The following is an 18,186-nucleotide window of genomic DNA, read 5'->3' as shown; positions in this document are numbered from 1 at the left end:
CGGGCCCCGACCCCGCGACGGACGACGGGCCTGCGACGGACGACGGGCCTGCGACGGACGACGGGCCGCCCGGCTCCTCGCGGAGCTGGGCGGCCCGTCGTCGTCCGTGCAGGCCTCAGCCGGCGTTCTCCGCGGCGCGGAACTGGTCGATCACCTCGTCGATGGGCCCGTCGCTGCGGACCCGGCCGTGCTCGATCCACACCCCGCGGTCGCAGACCTTGCGGACCACGTCGAAGTCGTGGCTGACGACCAGCAGCGTCTTGCCCTCCTCGGAGAGCTCCTTGACCCGGCCCAGGCTCTTGCGCTGGAAGGGTTCGTCGCCCACCGAGAGGATCTCGTCGATGATGAAGATGTCCGGGTCGGTGAACACCGCCACGGCGAACGCCAGGCGCAGGTACATGCCGGAGGAGTAGAACTTCACCTCGGTGTCGATGAACTGCTCGATCTCGGAGAACGCCACGATCTGGTCGAACTTCCGGTCGATGTCCTCCTTGGACATCCCGAGGATCGCACCGTTGAGGTAGACGTTGTCACGGCCGGTGAGGTCGGGGTGGAAGCCCGCGCCGACCTCGATCAGCCCGGCCACGCGCCCGTTGACCACGAGCGAGCCCCCGTCGGGGCTCATCACGCCCGAGACCAGCTTGAGGAACGTGGACTTCCCGGAGCCGTTGAGCCCCACGAGCGCCACGCTCTCGCCCGGGCGGATGCTGAGGCTGAGGTCCTCGAGGGCGCGGAAGCGGTTGGAGATGTCCTGGCGTCGCCCCCGCGCGAGCCACATCACCGTCTCCTTGAGGGAGCGGGCGTGGCGGAGCGAGAACTCCTTGGCCAGGTGCTCGGCCACCACTGCGGGCTCGGCCGGCGGGGTGGTGCGGTCGGTGCTCATCGTCACAGCTCCTGCGCGAATCGGCCCTCGAGGCGACGGAACATCAGGTCGCCCAGGAACATGATGACCGTGACCACGAGCAGCGCCACCGGTGTCCAGAGGGAGAACAGGTGGGGCGGCACCTCGTGGGCCCCGGGGGTGGTGGTGGGCAGCCAGAACGCCGCGTGCGAGAGCTCCACGGCCACGGTCAGGGGGTTGAGCATGAATCCGGCGAACCACACCGGGCCCAGCACGTCGCGGACCATCGACCACGCGTAGAGCACCGGGGCGGACCACGTGCTGACCATGACGATCAGGTCCACGAAGTTCTCGGCGTCGCGGAAGAACACGTTCGCCGCGCCGAAGAGCATGCCCAGCCCCGCCCCCAGCAGACCGACGATCAGCAGCGCCGCGGGCACGGCCAGCAGGGAGATCCACGTGGGCGACCAGCCCACGATCAGGGCGGCCAGGAGCATGACCACGAGCTGCGGCATCAGGTGCACGCCGGCGACCCACACGGACGCCACCGGAAACATCTGCCGGGGCAGGTAGATCTTCTTGATCAGGCTCGCGTTGGCCACGATCGAACGGGCCGCGTTGCCGAAGGACTCCGAGAAGAAGTTGATCAGGATGATCCCGGAGAACAGGTACACGGCATAGTTCTCCATCCCCCGCTCCAGGCCCAGGAAGATCCCCAGCGCCACGTAGAAGACCACGAACTGGATGCCGGGCTTCACGTAGGACCACAGCAGCCCGAGGACCGTGCCGCGGTAGCGGATCTGCAGCTCCTTGTCGACCAGCAGCTTCAGCAGGTAGCGCTGGCGGAACACCGCCGGCAGACCCGTCCCGGGGGACGGTCTGCGGACGACCGAGGCAGCAGGCATCAGACGCCGATCTCCGAGTGCTCGCGGAAGGTCGCCTCCCACGCCTCCATGGAGGTGACCTCCGGCAGCGCCTCGCGGTAGCGGCGGGACAGCTCCGGCCAGCGCAGGGCCAGCTGGGCGTGCAGCCGCAGGGACTCCGCCATCAGGGCGCGGGCCTCCCGGGGCGAGCGCTTGTACCAGGTGTAGCCGGTGCCGTCCGAGGCGGAGACCAGCGCGCTGTCGTAGCGGGCGAGCCGCCACCACCGGGCGTCCTGGTAGGGCAGGTGCACCTGCGGGTGCTGCTCGGCCTGCTCCTGCGGGCGCACGGCGAGGTGGCGCACCACGGCGGTGGTGGCGGAGGTGAGCACCTTGAGCCCGTGCGGGGCGGAGAGCCGCCGCGCCCGGAGGGGCTTGGCCGAGGCGACCGTGGGGTACGCGTCCAGGTCCGGCTGGTAGACGGCGTCGGAGTGCTGGCTCATCATCCGGCGCACGTCGCGGATCCGCTGGGGCAGCAGCTCGTGCAGGGTCTCGGGGCCCTCCAGGACGTCCCGCAGGGCCAGGACCCGGGCCTCCTCCGCGAAGTACTGCATGGACAGCAGGTGCCGCAGGTCCTTGAGCCCGTTGCGCCCGAGCACCTCGCCGCCGCGATCGAACGGGGAGTGCAGCAGGGCGGCCACGAGCTGGTTGCGCTTGTGGAAGTACGCCTGCCAGCTGATGGTGTCGTCCTTGTCCGCCCAGGCCAGGTGCCACACGGCCACGCCGGGCAGGGACACGGTGCGGTAGCCGGCCGCCTTGGCGCGGATGCCGTACTCGACGTCGTCCCACTTGATGAACACGGGCAGCGCCAGGCCGATCTCACGGACCACCTGGGTGGGGATCAGGCACATCCACCACGCGTTGTAGTCCACCTCGACGCGGCGGTGCATCCACGCCGTGCCGCGCAGGTTGCTGCGCCGGAAGTCGTGGCCGATCTCCACGCCCTCCCCGGCGGGACCGTACTGGAAGCTGTACGGGTCCATGGCCTCGCCGAAGTTGTGGATCTTCGTCGGGTTGAGCAGGTCGATCATGTGCCCGCCGACCAGTGTGGGCCGCTTGCAGAAGTCGGCGAACACGCTGATCCGGCGCACGGCCTCCGGCTCGATCTCGACGTCGTCGTCCATGAGCAGCACGTACGTGCTGTCGGCGCGGACGGCCTCGTACATGCCGCGGGCGAAGCCACCGGCCCCGCCCAGGTTGCCCTGGTCGATGACGCGCAGGCGGTCGCCGAAGCGCGCCTGGACCTCGCCGAAGCCCGGCTCGTCGACGACCTTCTGGTTGCCCTGGTCCACGATCACGACCTGCGCGACCTGCGGCAGGTGGTCCCGCTGCTCGTCCAGGAGGCGGGCGTTGGTGAGGCAGTAGGAGGGCTTGTTCATGGTCGTGATCTGGAGGGTCACGGACCCCTCCGTGGTGCCCGTGCCGTCGCCCAGCCACTGGGCGCCCAGCACCTCGAGCTCCTGGTCCCCCGCGGTGGCGTCGAACCAGTACCACCCGCCGTCGGCGAAGGCCTTCAGCGGCAGCACGACCTCGGTCAGCCGGTCGGCGCCGGAGACCTCGTGCACCGACACGGGCACGGATTCGCCGCGTGCGTTGGAGCTGTGCACGGTCACCGAGCCGCGGCCGGTGGTGCGCACCCGGAGCACGACCTCGCGCAGGTGGGTGTTGTGCCGCCAGTAGCTGGCCGGGAACGCGTTGAAGTACGTGGCGAAGGACACGGTGCTGCGGACCGGCACGCGCACGGACGTGCGGCCGAGGATCACCACGCCGCTGGCGGCCCCGGTGTCGGAGGCCACGTTGACCACGATCTGGGGCCGCTGCTCCTTCGCGTCCTCCTGCTGGGCGGCGGTGCCCGTGTCCGCCCGGGAGTCCAGGTAGAGGGGCTGGGTCGGGGAACGGTCGCCCGTCGGGAAGACGAGCTCCTGCAGCACCCGGTGGGCGGTGCCCTCGGTGCCGGTCCGTTCGGTGTCCTGGGTCGTCGCGGTCACGCGTCCACTCCCCCGCTCTCGATGGTGGCCCCGCCGGTGAAGTGGGGCTTGAGCTTGTTGTCGACCATGGACAGCGCGGCCCCGATGGCCATGTGCATGTCCAGGTACTTGTAGGTGCCGAGGCGTCCGCCGAACAGGACCTTGTCCTCGCCGCGGGCGAGATCCCGGTACTTCAGCAGCTTCTCGCGGTCCACCGAGGTGTTGACCGGGTAGTACGGCTCGTCGCCCTTGTCCGCGAAGCGGGAGAACTCCCGCATGATCACCGTGGCGTCCGTGGTGTAGTCGCGCTGCGGGTAGAAGTGGCGGAACTCCAGGATGCGGGTGAAGGGGACGTCGGGGTCCGGGTAGTTGATCACCGGGGCGCCCTGGAAGTCCTCGATCGGCAGGACCTCCTGCTCCAGGTCGATGGTCCGCCAGGAGAGGTCGCCCTCGGCGTAGTCGAAGTACCGGTCCACGGGGCCCGTGTAGACGACCGGGACCTGCCCGGAGACGGCGGCGCGGGAGTAGTCGTGGCCCTCGTCGAAGAAGTCGGTGTCCAGCCGGACGTCGATCCTGGGGTGGTCCGCCATGCGCTCGAGCCACGCGGTGTAGCCGTCCACCGGCAGTCCCTCGTACTTGTCGTTGAAGTACCGGTTGTCGTAGGTGTAGCGGACGGGGAGCCGGTTGATGATCGAGGCGGGCAGGTCCTTGGGGTCCGTCTGCCACTGCTTGCCCGTGTAGTGCTTGATGAACGCCTCGTAGAGCGGCCGGCCGATGAGCTGGATGCCCTTGTCGTTGAGGTTCTGCGGGTCCGTCCCCGCGAGCTCCCCGGCCTGCTCCTGGATCAGCGCCCGGGCCTCGGCCGGCGAGTACGCCGCGCGGAAGAACTGGTTGATCGTGCCGAGGTTGATCGGCATGGGGAAGACCTCGTCGTGGTGCCGGGTGTAGACGCGGTGCACGTAGTCCGTGAAGTCGGTGAACCGGTTCACGTAGTCCCAGACCCGCTCGTTGGAGGTGTGGAACAGGTGGGCGCCGTAGCGGTGCACCTCGATCCCGGTCTGGGGCTCGTTCTCCGTGTAGGCGTTGCCACCGATGTGGGGGCGCCGGTCGATGATGGCCACGTCGAGGCCGAGCTCGTTGGCGGCCCTCTCGGCCACGGTCAGGCCGAACAGGCCGGACCCTACGACGACGAGATCTGCGTTCACGGGCTAACTCCTGGGGTTGGGATCCTGGTGGGCCCGGCCTGCGTCCGGCCGGTGAGGGGGCGGCACGGGCGCCGGGCGTGCGCTGCGTACCAAAGTACCTGATCAGTCGGGGAAGCCCTGGAGCAGCCACTCGGCGGCGAGGCGGCCGGAGGCCGCGAGGGAGGCGTTCTCGGCCGCCCACGCGGCCCGCCGGCGCCGCTCCCGTTCGTTGTCCTCGGCCAGTGCCGGGTCGAGCCGGCGATCGAGGGCGGCGATCATGGCCTCGGCCACCGCGTCGGCGTCGTGGTCGACGGCCGCGCCCAGACCGTTGTCCCGCACGAGCTCCGCGGCGACCCCCGCGCCCGCGTACAGGACCGGCGTCCCGCACGCCGCGGCGGCGTAGATCTTGGTGGGCTTGGTGAAGTCGTAGCCGATGCCCGGGAGCACCGCGCCCAGGGCGGCGACGGCGCCCCGGGTCCACTCCGCCGTCTCGGCGGCCGGACGGAGTCCCTCGAAGAGCACGCGCCCGGGGGCCAGCCGCTCGGCGATCTCCTGGACCCGGTCGATGTCGGAGCCGCGGCCGAAGAAGCGCAGCCGGGCGTCGGGGTGGGCCTCCAGGACGCGGGGCATGGCACGGACGAAGACGTCGGCGCCCTGCCACTCGGACATCGACCCGGCGTAGACGAAGTACGGGTCGCCGGGATCGGCCACGGGCCCGTCGGGGCGGAAGACCTCGGTGTCGATGCCGTTCTCCGCCACGAGCACCTTCTCCCACGCGACGCCGGTGACGGACTGCAGCTCGCGGCCCATGGCCTCGGACACGGTCAGCACGCCGGCGGCCCGCCGGGCCGCGAGGGTCTCCATGACGCGCATGGCCCGCTTGACCGGCGCGGCGACCTCCATCTTCTCGGCAGCCGTGGTCCAGATGTCCGGGGCGTACCAGACGTAGGGCCGGCCCCGGAGCCACGAGGACACGAGCACCGCGATCCCCGTGGTGGGGGGCGGTTCGCTGACCACGAGGTCGGCCCGGGTGACCAGCAGCCGGAAGAGGACGGGGACGTCGAAGCTGAGGTACTGGACGATCCCGCGCACGTAGTCGAACCGGTCGCGCAGGACGGGCCACCGGCGCACCGAGTAGGACTCCGGCTCGATCACCGTCCCGGCGGGCGGGCGCGTGGTGAGGACCGTGACCTGCGCCCCCGCCTCCGTCAGGCCGCGGGCCAGGGCCCGCAGCCGGAAGGACGCGGCGGCCGGCTCGGGGGCGAAGATGCGGCTGACGATGACGATGCGGCGGGGAGTCACGGGACCACCTGTTCGGAGCTGCTCGACGGGAGGGAAGGGACGGGGACCGGGCACGACGTCGGCGGGCACGGGCGGTCCAACTGTACTGGTCCGCGCCCGCCGTCCGAGGCGGCGCGCCCCGGGGGCCGCGGCGGACCCGCGGGCCGGCTCCGCTACCGCACGGTGCGGCTGGTCCACGCGAGCACGCCGGGCCGGAAGAGCAGGACGAGCACGACGACGGCCGGCACCGCCGGCGCGAGCCCCGCCGCCCACTGCCCCGACCGGAGCAGCGGCAGGGCGAGCACCAGGAGGAAGAGCTGGACCACGAGCGCGGCCGCGCGCGGCCACCGGTAGCCCCGCCACAGACCTCGGGCCACGCGCAGCAGCCACAGGGCGCCCCCGAGGCACACCACCGTGAGGAAGACGGTTCCGCCCACGGTCAGGGGCTCCTCGAACAGGAGGGACCGGACCAGCCGCAGCGCGGCTGCCGCGAGGACCAGGGCCTCGAGCAGCACCACGCCGGTCAGGACCACGACTTCGCGCGGCCGGGGGTCCCGGGAGGGGGTGGGCATGGGGTTCTCCTTCCGGTCGGGCGGCGGGCGCGGGCCCCGGCGCTCTCCGTCACCCTAGTGCGCCGCCCGCCGGTGCGGGCTGCCGCACCGGCGGGCGACCCACCCCCGGGCGCTCTGTGAGCAACGCCTCATCACCCCGGGTGTGACGCGCCCCCCAAAGCCCTTGTCCGCGCCCGGCCGGCGTGGGAAGGTTGACGACAGTTCTTCACAAGGCCCGTGCGAATGGGCCTTTTCTCTTGTCCCGGACGCCGCCGCCGCAGGATCCCCCTGCCCTGCGCCGACGGGACCCACCCTTGAAAGGAGCGATCGCTGACCATGGATTGGCGTAGCCGCGCAGCATGCCTGGAGAAGGATCCCGAGCTGTTCTTCCCCGTGGGCAACACGGGACCTGCTCTCCTCCAGATCGAGGAGGCCAAGGCCGTGTGCCGCAGCTGCCCGGTGATGGACACCTGCCTCCAGTGGGCCCTCGAGTCCGGCCAGGACGCGGGCGTCTGGGGCGGGATGAGCGAGGACGAGCGCCGCGCCCTCAAGCGCCGCGCCGCCCGCGCCCGCCGCGCTTCCTGAGCGCTCCGCTCGCCGCGAGGACCGGGAACCCCACGGGGTCCCGGTCCTCGCGGCTTCCCGCGCCGCACCGGGCTAGTCGTCGAGCCGGGCGCACACCGTCACCTCGGTGCCCCCGCCCTGCCGGGGCTCCCAGCGGATCCGGCCCCCGAGCTCGCCCGCGACCAGGGTGCGCACGATCTGCATCCCGAGCCCCTCACCGCTGCCGGCCCTGCGGAAGGCACCGGCCCCGGACTCCTCGATGACGACGTCGCCCATCCCTGCGCCGTCGTCGCTCACCACGACCTCGAGCAGCTGACCGGTGCCGTCCTCGTCCTGCACCCGGGACGCCTCCAGGGTGACCGTGCCGGTCCGTCCGGCGAGTCCGTGCTCGACAGCGTTCGTGACGAGCTCGTTGATCACGAGCGCCAGCGGGGTGGCCAGGCGGGTCGGCAGCTCGCCGAACTCGCCGATCATCCGGGTGTGCACCGTCTGCTCGGGGGCGGCCACCTCCGCCGCGAGCCGGAACTGCCGCGCGATCAGCTCGTCGAAGTCCACGTTCTGCGTGAACCCCTGGGAGAGCGTCTCGTGGACCATCGCGATGGTCGCGACCCGGCGCATGGCCTGCTCGAGCCCGTGCCGGGCCTCGTCCGTCGTCATCCGGCGGGCCTGCAGGCGCAGCAGCGCGGAGACCGTCTGCAGGTTGTTCTTGACCCGGTGGTGGATCTCCCGCACGGTCGCGTCCTTCGAGACGAGCTCCAGGTCCCGGCGGCGCAGTTCGGTGACGTCCCGGCAGAGCAGCACCGCGCCGAGCCGGCCGGACCGGTCCCGCAGCGGGACGGACCGGAAGTTGACGCTCACCCGTGCGCCCTCCACCTCGGTGCGCCACGCGGTCCGCCCGCTGAGCACGGGGGCGAGGGTCTCGTCCGCGTCCGCCCCCGACACCAGCACGGGGGGCACGAGGTCCATGAGCCGCTCCCCGAGCAGCTCGCCGTCGATCCCCAGCCGGCGCAGCGCCGACTCCGCGTTGGGCGAGACGTAGGTGACGCGGTCCTCGGCGTCGAGCCTGATCGCGCCGTCCCCGACCCGCGGAGCGCCGCGGCGCGATCCCGTCGGGGCGGAGAAGTCCGGCCACAGCCCCTCGTTGGCCATCCGCAGCAGCGCGTCGGCGGTCTCGCGGTAGACGATCTCCTGCCGGGAGACCACCTGCCCGGCCGCCCGTCCGGCGTGCAGGGTCAGCAGGGCCAGCGTCCGTCCCTTGCGCACGAGCGGCACGACCTTGACCGACCCGGAGGAGCCGGCTCCCTCACCGGCCTGGCGCTTCCGCTCGATCCGCCGGCCGACCCAGGCGGCGCGCAGGAACCCGCTCAGCTCCTCGGGGAGCAGCTCGCCCACCATGTCCTTGTGGAAGACCGTGGGACCCGTCGCGGGCCGCACGTGGGCGAGCACCCGGAACGGGCTGCCGGGGGCCGGCATGCCGCGGCCGTTGCCGCTGCCGGCGGCCGGGATGTAGTCGGCCGGGAAGCTGAGGATCAGGTCGCCGAAGGCGAGGTCGGAGATGAGCTGCCAGTCCCCCACGAGCAGGTGGAGCCACTCGTAGTCCCCGGGGCCGAAGTCCTTGGTGTTCCTGAGCGGTTCGGTGAACGCCACATCGCCTCCGGTGGTCGCAGGTGGGGAGGGACCGGACGGCCCCGTGATCAGCGGCGCAGCCAGGCCCCGATCCTGCCGCCCAGCCTAGTACCGTGCACGAGCGGCTCCCCGCCCTCCGCCGGCTCACCGGGACCGGTGAGCACCCGGCCTGCCAGCTCCCGCAGCGCGGCCCGCACGGCCGAGCCCGCCGCGGTCTCCGCGAGGACGGCCCCCGCCAGCAGCGCCTCGTCGCAGGTCTCCGGGTCCCACGGCACGAACAGCTCGACCGCCGGACCGGAGCCGAACCGTGCCCACGCCTCCCGGATCCCCAGTTCCGGGGAGCGTCCCGCCGCCGAGCGGCGCAGCTTGTTGACGGCGACGACGAGCCGGGCGCCGGGCGCGGCCGCGGCGACGTCCGGCAGGCCCTTGAGCAGTCTCGGCACGCCGATGGTGTCCGCGGCGCCCACCGCCACGACCACGTCGGCGCGCTCCAGGACCGTGAGGGCCGCCGCGTGCCGCCGGGGGACCATGCTGTCGACGGTGAGCTCCTCGTCGGCCTCCAGCGCGAAGCCGCAGTCCACCACCGTGGTCCCGAACTCCTGCACCGAGCGTTCGAGCAGCGTCGCCACGGCGCTGGAGCGCAGCTCCGGCCAGCGGTCCTGACGGGTCAGCCCCGTGAGCACCCGGACGGTCCGCCCGGCGACGGCCACGTCGGCGGCCGTCCGCCGCAGGGCTGCGCCGTCGAGCCGCCCCTGGTCGGCGAGACGGCACGCCTGGGCCAGGCCCGCGGCCTCGTCCAGCATCCCGAGGGCCGCGGCCACCGAGGGGCCGTAGGTGTCCGCGTCGACGAGAACCGTGTCCTGCCCGAGGAGCGCGAGCTCAGCGGCGAGGTTGACGGCCACCGTGGTCCGCCCCGGCGCTCCCGTAGGCCCCCACACCGCCACGATCCGCCCGGCACCCCGGGGGCCCGGCGGCTCCGCGCCGGCCGCCGAGGGCGCCGTATCCGCGGCGTCCGCCGGATCCGCACGGCCGGCCGCGGCGACGTCGGCGTAACCCACAGCGCTCGGGGCCCCCGCCGCGGCGGCGACGGCCTCCTCCACCAGGCGCGCGGCGCCCTCAGGGGCCGCGCGCTCCGGCACGACCACGGCGCCCAGGCCGGCGAGCCGGCGGTGGTCGTGGCCCTCCAGCACCAGCAGCGCCGCGCCGCCGAGGCGGATCTGCTCCAGCAGGCTCGCCGTGAGATCCTCGGCGCCCTCCGCGACGAGGGCGGCCCTGCCCAGCCCGGCGCGGGCGGCGGCCAGCAGCTCCGTGAGGTCGAGGCAGCGGCGGACCACCGTGACCGGCCCGTGCAGCCGTTCGATCCCGTCGACGAGGGGCCACGTCGAGACGCCGAGGGCCATGACCGGGAGGGCCATCACCGGCCGCCCGCGGGGTTCCATACGAGCGTGACGCGGGCGTCGTTGCCGAGCGCGTCCACGAGCTCCTCCATCGGGTCCTCCTCGACCAGCACGTGCACCACGGTGCCGCGGCCCGCGCCGAGGGCGGTCTCCTCCGCCTGCACCCCTGCGATCTCGGCGGCAGGGAGCAGCAGGCGCGCCGGCTCGTGGCCGCGGCCCGAGGGCTTCTGCGCGGCGACCCACACGTCCACGCGCGATCCCGCCCCGGCGTCCTGGGGCAGCGGATGGTCCACCGGGACGGCGACCGGCTTGCGGTCCAGCCGGTCCGCGGTGCCCAGCGCGGTTCCCGGCAGCAGCTGGCCCGCCGGGATCCGTTGCGTCGCGACCGTGCCCGGTCCGGGCACGGCGTCCGCCGGGACGTAGAGCTCCGCCGCGTCCTGCAGCCGGACGTCCACGGCCACCAGGTCGTCGCCGGTCACGCCCTGCCCGACCTCGATGTCCCGGGCGGCCGCCAGGTAAGGGTCCGTCCGGTTCGTGGCGGTGACCACGGCGGTCACCCCGGCGACGGAGAGCAGCACGAGCAGCAGCCCGGTGAGCAGCCTGGGGTCCCGCCAGGTCGGTCTCCGGAACCGGGCCGACGAGCCGTCCGTGCCCCTGACCGTGCCGCTCATCGGCGACCGCCTCTCTCGATGCTGGGCACGGCCGTGCGGACCGCGCTCGTCGCCCACATTCTGCCCGCGCCGCGGTGCCCCGGGAACCGCTCGGTGCACAACTGGGGACAGGGCGCCCCGTTCCGGTCTCCGCGCCCGTCCCCGCCGGACGGTGGTGTCGCCGCATGTGGACGGGGAGCCGCGCCGCCCGTTGGGTGGCAGACTGGAACGGGAGAGCAACCACGAGCAAGGAGGCGGAGGATGGCGCAGCAGCGCTTCCTGACCTTGGCGGACGTCGCCGAGATCCTCAACATCTCGGCGACGCAGGCGAGGGCTCTCGTGCGCAGCGGGGAGCTGCCCGCCATCCAGGTGGGCGGACGCGGCCAGTGGCGCGTCGAGACAGCCAAGCTGGAGGAGTACATCGCCCGGGGGTACGAGCGGACGGCGGAAGCGGTGCGCTCGGGCGCACTCGACTGACGCGCCCGGGCGTCGTCGACGACCGTCTCACCCCGCCGTGAGCGAGGAGACGCAGACCAGCGCGGGGAACGGCACGGCGCGCAGGGCGGTCACGCTGCTCCGCCTGCGGTAGTCGTCGTCGGGGTGCAGAGCCAGGTCGAAGAAGTCGGCGCCCACCCGGTCGACCGTCCCGTCGAGCTCGCCCAGCGGTCCTCCCCCCGCGAGCCGGATCCGCACTCCTGCCCTGGCCCGCGCCAGGGCTCGCAGCGCGTGCCCCAGGCCGAGACGCAGCGCGACCGGGTCGTCACCGGGCGCCCACCCCCGGCCGAGGGACTCCCACCACAGGACGGCCCCCAGCGGCACGATGTGCTCGCTGCCCCGGTCCTCGAGGGCGACCCAGCCGGCGCCCACCGTGCGCACCCGGCCCTCGACCGGCACGGACCCCGCCAGCAGGGCCCGGACGGGTTCGTCCTGCCGGAGGCGCAACCGGTCCGCCAGGCGCACCCGAGAGTACTCCGCGCGGGCCTGCTCCGCGGCCTCCTCCTCCACACCCTGCTGGTGCGCGGAGGCCAGCTGTGCCTCCAGGTCCGCGAACAGATGCTCCCAGCGCACTGCAGGGCCTCCCCTCCCGGCGCCCGGGCCGTCCGGCGGCGCAGGGCCTCAACGTAGGCGTCCGCCTCTCGGCCGTCAAGCAACGTCATGTCCACCGCCGGCGGCGGCGTCCTTTACATCGGGCACACGGCGGTGCTAAGACTGCTTCACAACGTCAAATTGCATCAAACGATGGCAAACTCGATCAAACGTGGTTTTTCTGGGAGGCGACATGACCGGCATCTCAGGATCCGCGCACACCGCCGCCGCTCCGCTGTGGTCGGTGCTGCTGGTGCCCGCGCTGGGCGCAGCCACCGGGACCTGCGGCGCAACCCTGGCCGGGGCGGACGGCGGCCTCGCCGGAGGCAGGGACACCGGGGCGCTGATCGGGCTGGCGGCGGCCGCGATCGGCTCCGCCGTGGTGGTCCTCTGGAGCCTCACCGCCGTCCTCGCGGTGCTCGCGGTGCTGGCCGGCCACCGCCGCTGGGAGCGCCTGGCGGGGATCTGCGGTCGGTGCTCCCCCGCCCTGCTGCGCCGCGCCGCGGCCACGGCCCTGGGCCTGCAGCTCCTCGCGGCCCCGGGGGTGGCCGCCGACGACACGCCCTCCCCGTTCTGGGACGCCGGGGCGTCCGCCCGGGAGGTCGCGGCCCCCGCCGAGGACGCGACGGCCCCTGATCCCGGCGCACCGGCCCCCCGGGGAGAGGCGCCCGGGCCGGCCTCCGAGCCGGACGCCGGCCCCGGACGCGTCGTGGACGCGGATCTCACCCCCGCACCGCCGGCGGCGCCGGGCCCCTGCCCCCCGGGGGCCGGGTCGTCGACGGCGGAGCGCACGGTGGACGGCGCCGTCACGGTCGTGCGCGGGGACACCCTGTGGTCCCTGGCCGCCGGCCTCCTGGGGCCGGAGGCCACCGACGAGGAGGTCGCGCGCGCGTGGCCCCGCTGGTACGACCTGAACCGGCACCAGCTCGCGGCCGGGCCGCACCGGCTCCTGCCGGGCCAGCGGCTGCTGGTGCCCGGGGCCGGAGGCCCCTGACCCGTCCCCGCTCCGCAGCACCCGATCACCGACACAGCTCAGCACCGTTCCCAGGAGGCCCGTCATGACTGCTCCCGCCGCCGGTTCCGACCCGGTCGCCCGTCCGCTCGTGCCCGGGCGCGGACGCCCGGTGGCCGCTCCCCCCGCCCGCCGCATGCGGGCCGCACCGCCCACGGCCCCGGGCGGCTACACGTGGGGCGCCACGCGCGTGCTGGGCCACGACGCCGAGGACGAGCTGGGCCGCGTCACGGCGCTGGCCCGGTCCATCGGACAGGCGGCCGTGGAGGTGCTGGGCGGGAGCAGGCCGGCGGCGCAGCTGAGCCGCTGGACCACCCCGGAGATCGTCGAACGCTTCCAGCAGCGCGCCGACATGCTCCGGCTGCTGCAGGAGCAGTTCGAGGGCAAGGCCGCGCTGCAGGAACTGCACCGCAATCCCCACGTGCGCCGGTGCCGGGTGTGCCGGGTGGACCGCGGGGTCTACGAGGTGGCCCTGGTGGTGGTCGAGCCCCGGCGCACCCGGGCCGTGGCCATGCGCGTGGAGCGCCTGGGCCGGGGCTGGAGCGTCACGCAGCTCGAGGTCGGCTGACCCGCCGCCCCGCCCCGGCGCACTCAGCCCTCGGAGGCCTCGGCGCTGGCGACCCGGGCCCGTGCCCGGCGCCCGGCCCGGTTGGGAGAGGCCTCGGCCGTCTCCGCCTCGTCCTCCGCGCGACCCCTCGCGGTGGGCTCCGTGCGGGTCTGCGTACCACCGGTCTCCGCGGGCGCCGTGTACTGCAGGAAGCTGGGCTGACGCGGGATCTGCAGGTCGACGGGCCCGCCGTCGGCGCCCACTCGCTGGCGGCGGATCTCCATCCGGTACAGGGTCGAGACCGTCTCCTCGCGGATCGCGCCCATCATCTCCTGGAACATCGCGTAGCCCTCGCGCTGGTACTCCACGAGCGGGTCGCGCTGGGCCATGGCGCGCAGGCCAATGCCCTCCTTGAGGTAGTCCATCTCGTAGAGGTGCTCGGGCCACTTGCGCCCGATGACCGACAGCAGCACGCGCCGCTCCAGGTTGCGCATGGCCTCCGCGCCGACCTCCTCCTCCCGCTGGTCGTAGACGAGCCGGGCGTCGGAGAGGATCTGCTCGCGCAGGAACTCCGCCGTGAGCCGCGTGCGCCCCCCGGCCTCCTCCACGACCTCGTCGACCGACAGGGTGACGGGGTAGATGGTGCGCAGGGACTCCCAGAGGCCCTCCAGGTCCCAGTCCTCGGGGTGACCGACCGCCGTGCGGTCCTCGACCGTGGAGGTGATGACCTCGTCGACGAACTGGGCGATCTGCCCTTGGAGGTCGTCGCCCTCGAGGACCCGGCGGCGGTCGCGGTAGACCGCCTCGCGCTGGCGGTTGAGGACGTCGTCGTACTTGAGGACGTTCTTGCGCTGCTCGGCGTTGCGCCCCTCGACCTGGCTCTGCGCCGAGGCGATGGCGCGGGAGACGATCTTGTGCTCGAGGGCGGTGTCGTCCGGTGCTCCCGCCATGAGCCGCTGGGCGGCACCGGCGTTGAACAGCCGCATGAGGTCGTCGGCCAGCGACAGGTAGAACCGGGACTCGCCCGGATCCCCCTGGCGCCCGGAGCGTCCGCGCAGCTGGTTGTCGATGCGCCGCGACTCGTGCCGCTCGGTGCCCAGGACATAGAGGCCACCGACCTCGACGACCTCCTGGTGCTCCGCCTTGGTCTCGGCCTCGCAGGCGGCCAGCACCTCGGGCCAGACGCGCTCGTACTCCTCGGCGTCGCGCTGGGGGTCCAGGCCCCGCTCGCGCATCCGGTCCACCGCGTTGAACTCGGCGTTGCCGCCGAGCATGATGTCGGTGCCGCGGCCGGCCATGTTCGTGGCGACCGTGACGGCACCCCGGCGACCGGCCTGGGCGACGATCGCCGCCTCGCGGGCGTGGTTCTTCGCGTTGAGCACCTCGTGGCGGACCCCGCGCTGGGCCAGCAGCTTGGAGAGGTACTCGCTCTTCTCGACCGACACCGTGCCCACCAGCACCGGTTGGCCCTTGGCGTGGCGCTCCTCGATGTCCTTGACCACCGCGGCGAACTTCGCGACCTCGTTCTTGTAGACGAGGTCGGGCCGGTCGATGCGGGCGAGGGGGCGGTGCGTCTCGATGGACACGACGCCCAGCCCGTAGGTGTTCATGAACTCGGCGGCCTCGGTCTCGGCCGTGCCCGTCATGCCCGAGAGCTTGTCGTAGAGGCGGAAGTAGTTCTGCAGCGTGACCGTGGCGAGGGTCTGGTTCTCCGCCTTGATCTCCACGCCCTCCTTCGCCTCGATGGCCTGGTGCATGCCCTCGTTGTAGCGGCGGCCGGCGAGGATGCGGCCGGTGTGCTCGTCGACGATCATCACCTCGCCCTTGAGCACCACGTAGTCCTTGTTCGCGCGGAAGAGCTCCTTGGCCTTGATCGCGTTGTTCAGGAAGCCGATGAGGGGCGTGTTCTGGGCCTCGTAGAGGTTGTCGATGCCCAGCCAGTCCTCAACCTTCTCGATGCCGGACTCGAGCACGCCCACGGTGCGCTTCTTCTCGTCGACCTCGTAGTCCGTCTCCGGCTGCAGGCGCTGCACGAGGCGGCCGAACTCGGTGTACCACCGGTTGGCCTCGCCGGAGGCCGGCCCGGAGATGATCAGCGGGGTACGCGCCTCGTCGATGAGGATGGAGTCCACCTCGTCGACGATCGCGAAGTTGTGCCCGCGCTGGACGAGCTCGTCGGGGCTCCAGGCCATGTTGTCGCGCAGGTAGTCGAAGCCGAACTCGTTGTTGGTGCCGTACGTGATGTCCGCGACGTACTGCTGCCGGCGGGTCGCGGGGTCCTGGTTGGCCAGGACCACCCCGGTCTCCATGCCGAGGAACCGGTAGACGCGGCCCATCAGGTTGGCCTGGTACTCGGCCAGGTAGTCGTTCACGGTGACGACGTGCACGCCCTTGCCGGTGAGCGCGTTGAGGTAGGCGGGGGCCGTGGCGACAAGGGTCTTGCCCTCACCGGTCTTCATCTCGGCGATGTTCCCGAGGTGCAGGGCGGCGCCGCCCATGAGCTGGACGTCGTAGTGGCGCTGGCCCAGGGTGCGGGACGCGGCCTCCCGGACCACGGCGAAGGCCTCGGGCAGCAGCCGGTCCAGCGACTCGCCGTCGGCGACCCGGGCACGGAACGCGTCCGTCTCGGCGCGCAGCTCCGCGTCGCTGAGCTCCCGGAAGCCGTCCTCGAGGCTGTTGATGGCGGTCGTGTAGGACCGCAGCCTCGTCAGGACCTTCTTGTCTCCGGTCCTGAGGACTTTCTCCAGGAATGACGCCACGTGCACACGCTCCTCGTGTTCGACTGCCGTGCTGGGACTGATGGGGGGGTATCCGGCACCGGCTCCAGTCTACGGGAGCCGGTGCCGTTCTCCGGGCGCGGACGAGCCCGGTGGACGCAACCACCGGGCTCTTCCGGGGCGGGACCCGGCCGGCACCCAGCCGGAGGGCCCCGCCGTCACGGGGGTGCGCTCAGCGGGCGGGCTCGGGCTGGTACGCCTGCACGCTCTCCTCGGACTCCTCGCCGTTGTCGCTGAGGCTGATGACGCCGTAGCTCCAGCCCTTGCGGCGGTAGACCGCGGAGGGCTCGCCCGTCTCCTTGTCGACGAAGAGGTAGAAGTCGTGGCCGACGAGCTCCATGTGGTCGACGGCCTCGTCGACGCTCAGTTCGGAGGCCGGGAACCGCTTGCGCCGGATCTCGACGGGGGTGACCGCGTCGGTGAGGCTCACGCTCTGGTCGAACGCCTCCTGCTCGGCGGTCGCGAGCTCGTCGGCGGTGGTGTAGATGGGTCCGGAACTCGGGACCACGGGCAGGGCGCCGGTGGCCTCGTGAACGGCCGTGGGACGGTGGGCGCCGCGGTGCACCTTGCGGCGGTCGCGCGCTCGGCGCAGGCGCTCGAGCAGCTTGCTGTAGGCCTCGTCGAAGGCGGCGAACTTGTCGTCGCCGCGCGCCTCGGCCCGCAGGACGGGGCCACGGCCGGAGACCGTGATCTCGACGCCCATGCCCTGGTGGCCGGGCAGCGCGTGGTCCTTGGTGACCTTGACATCAATGCGCTGGACCTTCTCGCCCAGCTCCTCGAACTTGACGACCTTCTCGGCGGCGTACTCCTTGAACCGCTCCGGTACGGCGACGTTGCGTCCCATGACGTTCAGTTCCATGATGCCCTCCAAATCTCGGGGGTGACGTGGGCGGATGGGGCCGCCCACCCGGGAGGATTGTTGCGTCCCGTGACTCAACGTTAGTTGAATCACACGGGATGTACACCAGGCCCCTCCCGGGCCGGACCCGAATCAGCGGTGAGCGGAACGGCCGGGGGCCGCACGGCGGCGAGCACCACCGCACCGACCACCTCGGCCCCACCGGCCCGGAGGGCGCGGGCCGCCTCCCCGAGGGTCGCCCCCGTGGTCAGCACGTCGTCGACGACGACGCACCGGGCGCCAGGGGCCGCTGTCGCCCGCATCGACCCGGAGGGGCGGGTCCGCCGGCCCGCGGTGCCCAGCCGCTTCTGCGCCGGCCCGGGCGGCAGGGTGCCGGTCGCGCGGTGCCGCAGTCCGCGGCTCACGACCGCCCCGGCGGGGAGCACGCCGCGGCGCGCGCAGTCCTCCAGGAGCAGCCGGACGGGGTCGAACCAGCGCCGCCGCAGCGCCGCGGGGCTGGTCGGCACCGGGACGAGCAGCACGGGTCCGGGCGGCCAGTCCGGCGCGGCGGCGTGCAGGGCCGTGGCCAGGCACGCGGCCAGCACGGGGACCAGGTCGGTGCGTCCGGCGCTCTTGAGCGCGAGCAGGCACGTGGCGAGACCGTGGGCGTAGCGCCCGGCGGCGACGACCGGCAGGGGCGGCTCGAGCAGTGTCGCGGCCGAGGACGCCTCGAAGGGACGGGCGCAGGACCGGCGCAGCAGCAGGCGGCAGGCACGGCACAGGGCGGTCCCCGGGGCACGGCACACGGCGCACTCCACGGGCAGCAGCACCTCGGCGGCCTCGGCCAGTCGCTCGAGGACGAGGGCGGCCGCCCGGTCGAGGGCGCGGGCGGTGGACCGGGTGGCGGGCATGCGCCCATCATGGCCCGTGCCCGCCGCCCCGGAC

Annotated in this window: 17 protein-coding genes; 4 read left to right on the top strand and 13 right to left on the bottom strand. The window is 73.1% G+C overall.

Annotation, left to right across the window (positions count from 1 at the left end; genetic code table 11):
* Positions 1–115: 115 nt before the first annotated feature.
* The 6 genes from ABD220_RS09285 to ABD220_RS09260 all read right to left on the bottom strand — a co-directional run bounded on the left by ABD220_RS09285 (position 116) and on the right by ABD220_RS09260 (position 6,765).
* Positions 116–883 (bottom strand): ABC transporter ATP-binding protein, encoded by a 768-nt coding sequence (locus ABD220_RS09285; RefSeq protein ID WP_344121896.1) that lies wholly within the window; start codon positions 881–883, stop codon positions 116–118.
* Between the two features lie 2 nt (positions 884–885).
* Positions 886–1,746: an ABC transporter permease gene (locus ABD220_RS09280; RefSeq protein ID WP_344121894.1), complete on the bottom strand. Its 861-nt coding sequence runs from the start codon at positions 1,744–1,746 to the stop codon at positions 886–888.
* Entirely contained in the window at positions 1,746–3,749 is a 2,004-nt protein-coding gene (locus tag ABD220_RS09275; protein ID WP_344121893.1) for a glycosyltransferase, read from the bottom strand. The genes ABD220_RS09280 and ABD220_RS09275 overlap by 1 nt, the downstream gene beginning before the upstream one ends.
* Positions 3,746–4,933: a UDP-galactopyranose mutase gene (gene glf, locus ABD220_RS09270; RefSeq protein WP_344121892.1), complete on the bottom strand. Its 1,188-nt coding sequence runs from the start codon at positions 4,931–4,933 to the stop codon at positions 3,746–3,748. The genes ABD220_RS09275 and glf overlap by 4 nt, the downstream gene beginning before the upstream one ends.
* Positions 4,934–5,035: 102 nt before the next feature.
* Positions 5,036–6,214, bottom strand: a complete 1,179-nt coding sequence (locus ABD220_RS09265; RefSeq protein ID WP_344121891.1) for a glycosyltransferase family 4 protein — start codon at positions 6,212–6,214, stop codon at positions 5,036–5,038.
* Positions 6,215–6,366: 152 nt separating this feature from the next.
* Positions 6,367–6,765, bottom strand: a complete 399-nt coding sequence (locus ABD220_RS09260) for a hypothetical protein (RefSeq protein ID WP_344121889.1) — start codon at positions 6,763–6,765, stop codon at positions 6,367–6,369.
* Between the two features lie 315 nt (positions 6,766–7,080).
* Here ABD220_RS09260 and ABD220_RS09255 point away from each other — a divergent pair, with 315 nt between their 5' ends.
* Positions 7,081–7,329: a WhiB family transcriptional regulator gene (locus ABD220_RS09255; RefSeq protein ID WP_017833636.1), complete on the top strand. Its 249-nt coding sequence runs from the start codon at positions 7,081–7,083 to the stop codon at positions 7,327–7,329.
* 72 nt (positions 7,330–7,401) lie between these two features.
* Here the strand turns inward: ABD220_RS09255 and ABD220_RS09250 are convergent, their stop codons facing one another.
* Genes ABD220_RS09250 through ABD220_RS09240 form a run of 3 tightly spaced genes read right to left on the bottom strand, consistent with a single transcriptional unit; the run spans position 7,402 to position 11,002 of the window.
* The gene (locus ABD220_RS09250) at positions 7,402–8,955 is read right to left on the bottom strand and encodes a sensor histidine kinase (RefSeq protein WP_344121884.1); all 1,554 of its coding nucleotides are present in this window, start codon (positions 8,953–8,955) and stop codon (positions 7,402–7,404) included.
* A 47-nt stretch (positions 8,956–9,002) separates the two neighbouring features.
* On the bottom strand, positions 9,003–10,349 hold the full coding sequence (locus tag ABD220_RS09245; RefSeq protein ID WP_344121883.1) for a CpaE/TadZ family protein: 1,347 nt from the start codon (positions 10,347–10,349) through the stop codon (positions 9,003–9,005).
* Positions 10,349–11,002 carry an SAF domain-containing protein gene (locus tag ABD220_RS09240; RefSeq protein ID WP_344121881.1) on the bottom strand — a complete coding sequence of 218 codons (654 nt, stop codon included), beginning with the start codon at positions 11,000–11,002 and terminating at the stop codon, positions 10,349–10,351. Before ABD220_RS09240 ends, ABD220_RS09245 begins: the two co-directional genes overlap by 1 nt.
* A 240-nt stretch (positions 11,003–11,242) precedes the next feature.
* Here ABD220_RS09240 and ABD220_RS09235 point away from each other — a divergent pair, with 240 nt between their 5' ends.
* The gene (locus tag ABD220_RS09235; RefSeq protein ID WP_017833632.1) at positions 11,243–11,458 is read left to right on the top strand and encodes a helix-turn-helix domain-containing protein; all 216 of its coding nucleotides are present in this window, start codon (positions 11,243–11,245) and stop codon (positions 11,456–11,458) included.
* Positions 11,459–11,485: 27 nt separating this feature from the next.
* Here ABD220_RS09235 and ABD220_RS09230 read toward each other — a convergent pair whose 3' ends face one another.
* Positions 11,486–12,049 (bottom strand): hypothetical protein, encoded by a 564-nt coding sequence (locus ABD220_RS09230; protein ID WP_344121878.1) that lies wholly within the window; start codon positions 12,047–12,049, stop codon positions 11,486–11,488.
* A gap of 211 nt (positions 12,050–12,260) precedes the next feature.
* Between ABD220_RS09230 and ABD220_RS09225 the strand changes: the two genes are divergently transcribed.
* Positions 12,261–13,061 (top strand): LysM peptidoglycan-binding domain-containing protein, encoded by an 801-nt coding sequence (locus tag ABD220_RS09225; protein WP_344121876.1) that lies wholly within the window; start codon positions 12,261–12,263, stop codon positions 13,059–13,061.
* 64 nt (positions 13,062–13,125) lie between these two features.
* A complete protein-coding gene (locus ABD220_RS09220; protein ID WP_344121874.1) occupies positions 13,126–13,647 on the top strand; it encodes an Rv3235 family protein in 522 nt (173 codons plus the stop codon).
* Positions 13,648–13,670: 23 nt separating this feature from the next.
* Here ABD220_RS09220 and secA read toward each other — a convergent pair whose 3' ends face one another.
* The 3 genes from secA to ABD220_RS09205 form a co-directional block, all read right to left on the bottom strand.
* Positions 13,671–16,385 carry a preprotein translocase subunit SecA gene (gene secA / locus ABD220_RS09215; protein WP_344121872.1) on the bottom strand — a complete coding sequence of 905 codons (2,715 nt, stop codon included), beginning with the start codon at positions 16,383–16,385 and terminating at the stop codon, positions 13,671–13,673.
* A 190-nt stretch (positions 16,386–16,575) separates the two neighbouring features.
* Complete coding sequence (gene hpf, locus ABD220_RS09210) at positions 16,576–17,262, bottom strand: ribosome hibernation-promoting factor, HPF/YfiA family (protein ID WP_344121869.1); 687 nt, start codon at positions 17,260–17,262, stop codon at positions 16,576–16,578.
* Between the two features lie 89 nt (positions 17,263–17,351).
* On the bottom strand, positions 17,352–18,152 hold the full coding sequence (locus ABD220_RS09205) for a ComF family protein (RefSeq protein ID WP_344121867.1): 801 nt from the start codon (positions 18,150–18,152) through the stop codon (positions 17,352–17,354).
* Positions 18,153–18,186 lie beyond the last annotated feature (34 nt).

This window comes from Kocuria aegyptia (genome assembly GCF_039530085.1).
GTDB lineage: Bacteria > Actinomycetota > Actinomycetes > Actinomycetales > Micrococcaceae > Kocuria > Kocuria aegyptia.
This window is presented reverse-complemented; position numbering and strand designations above follow the sequence as displayed.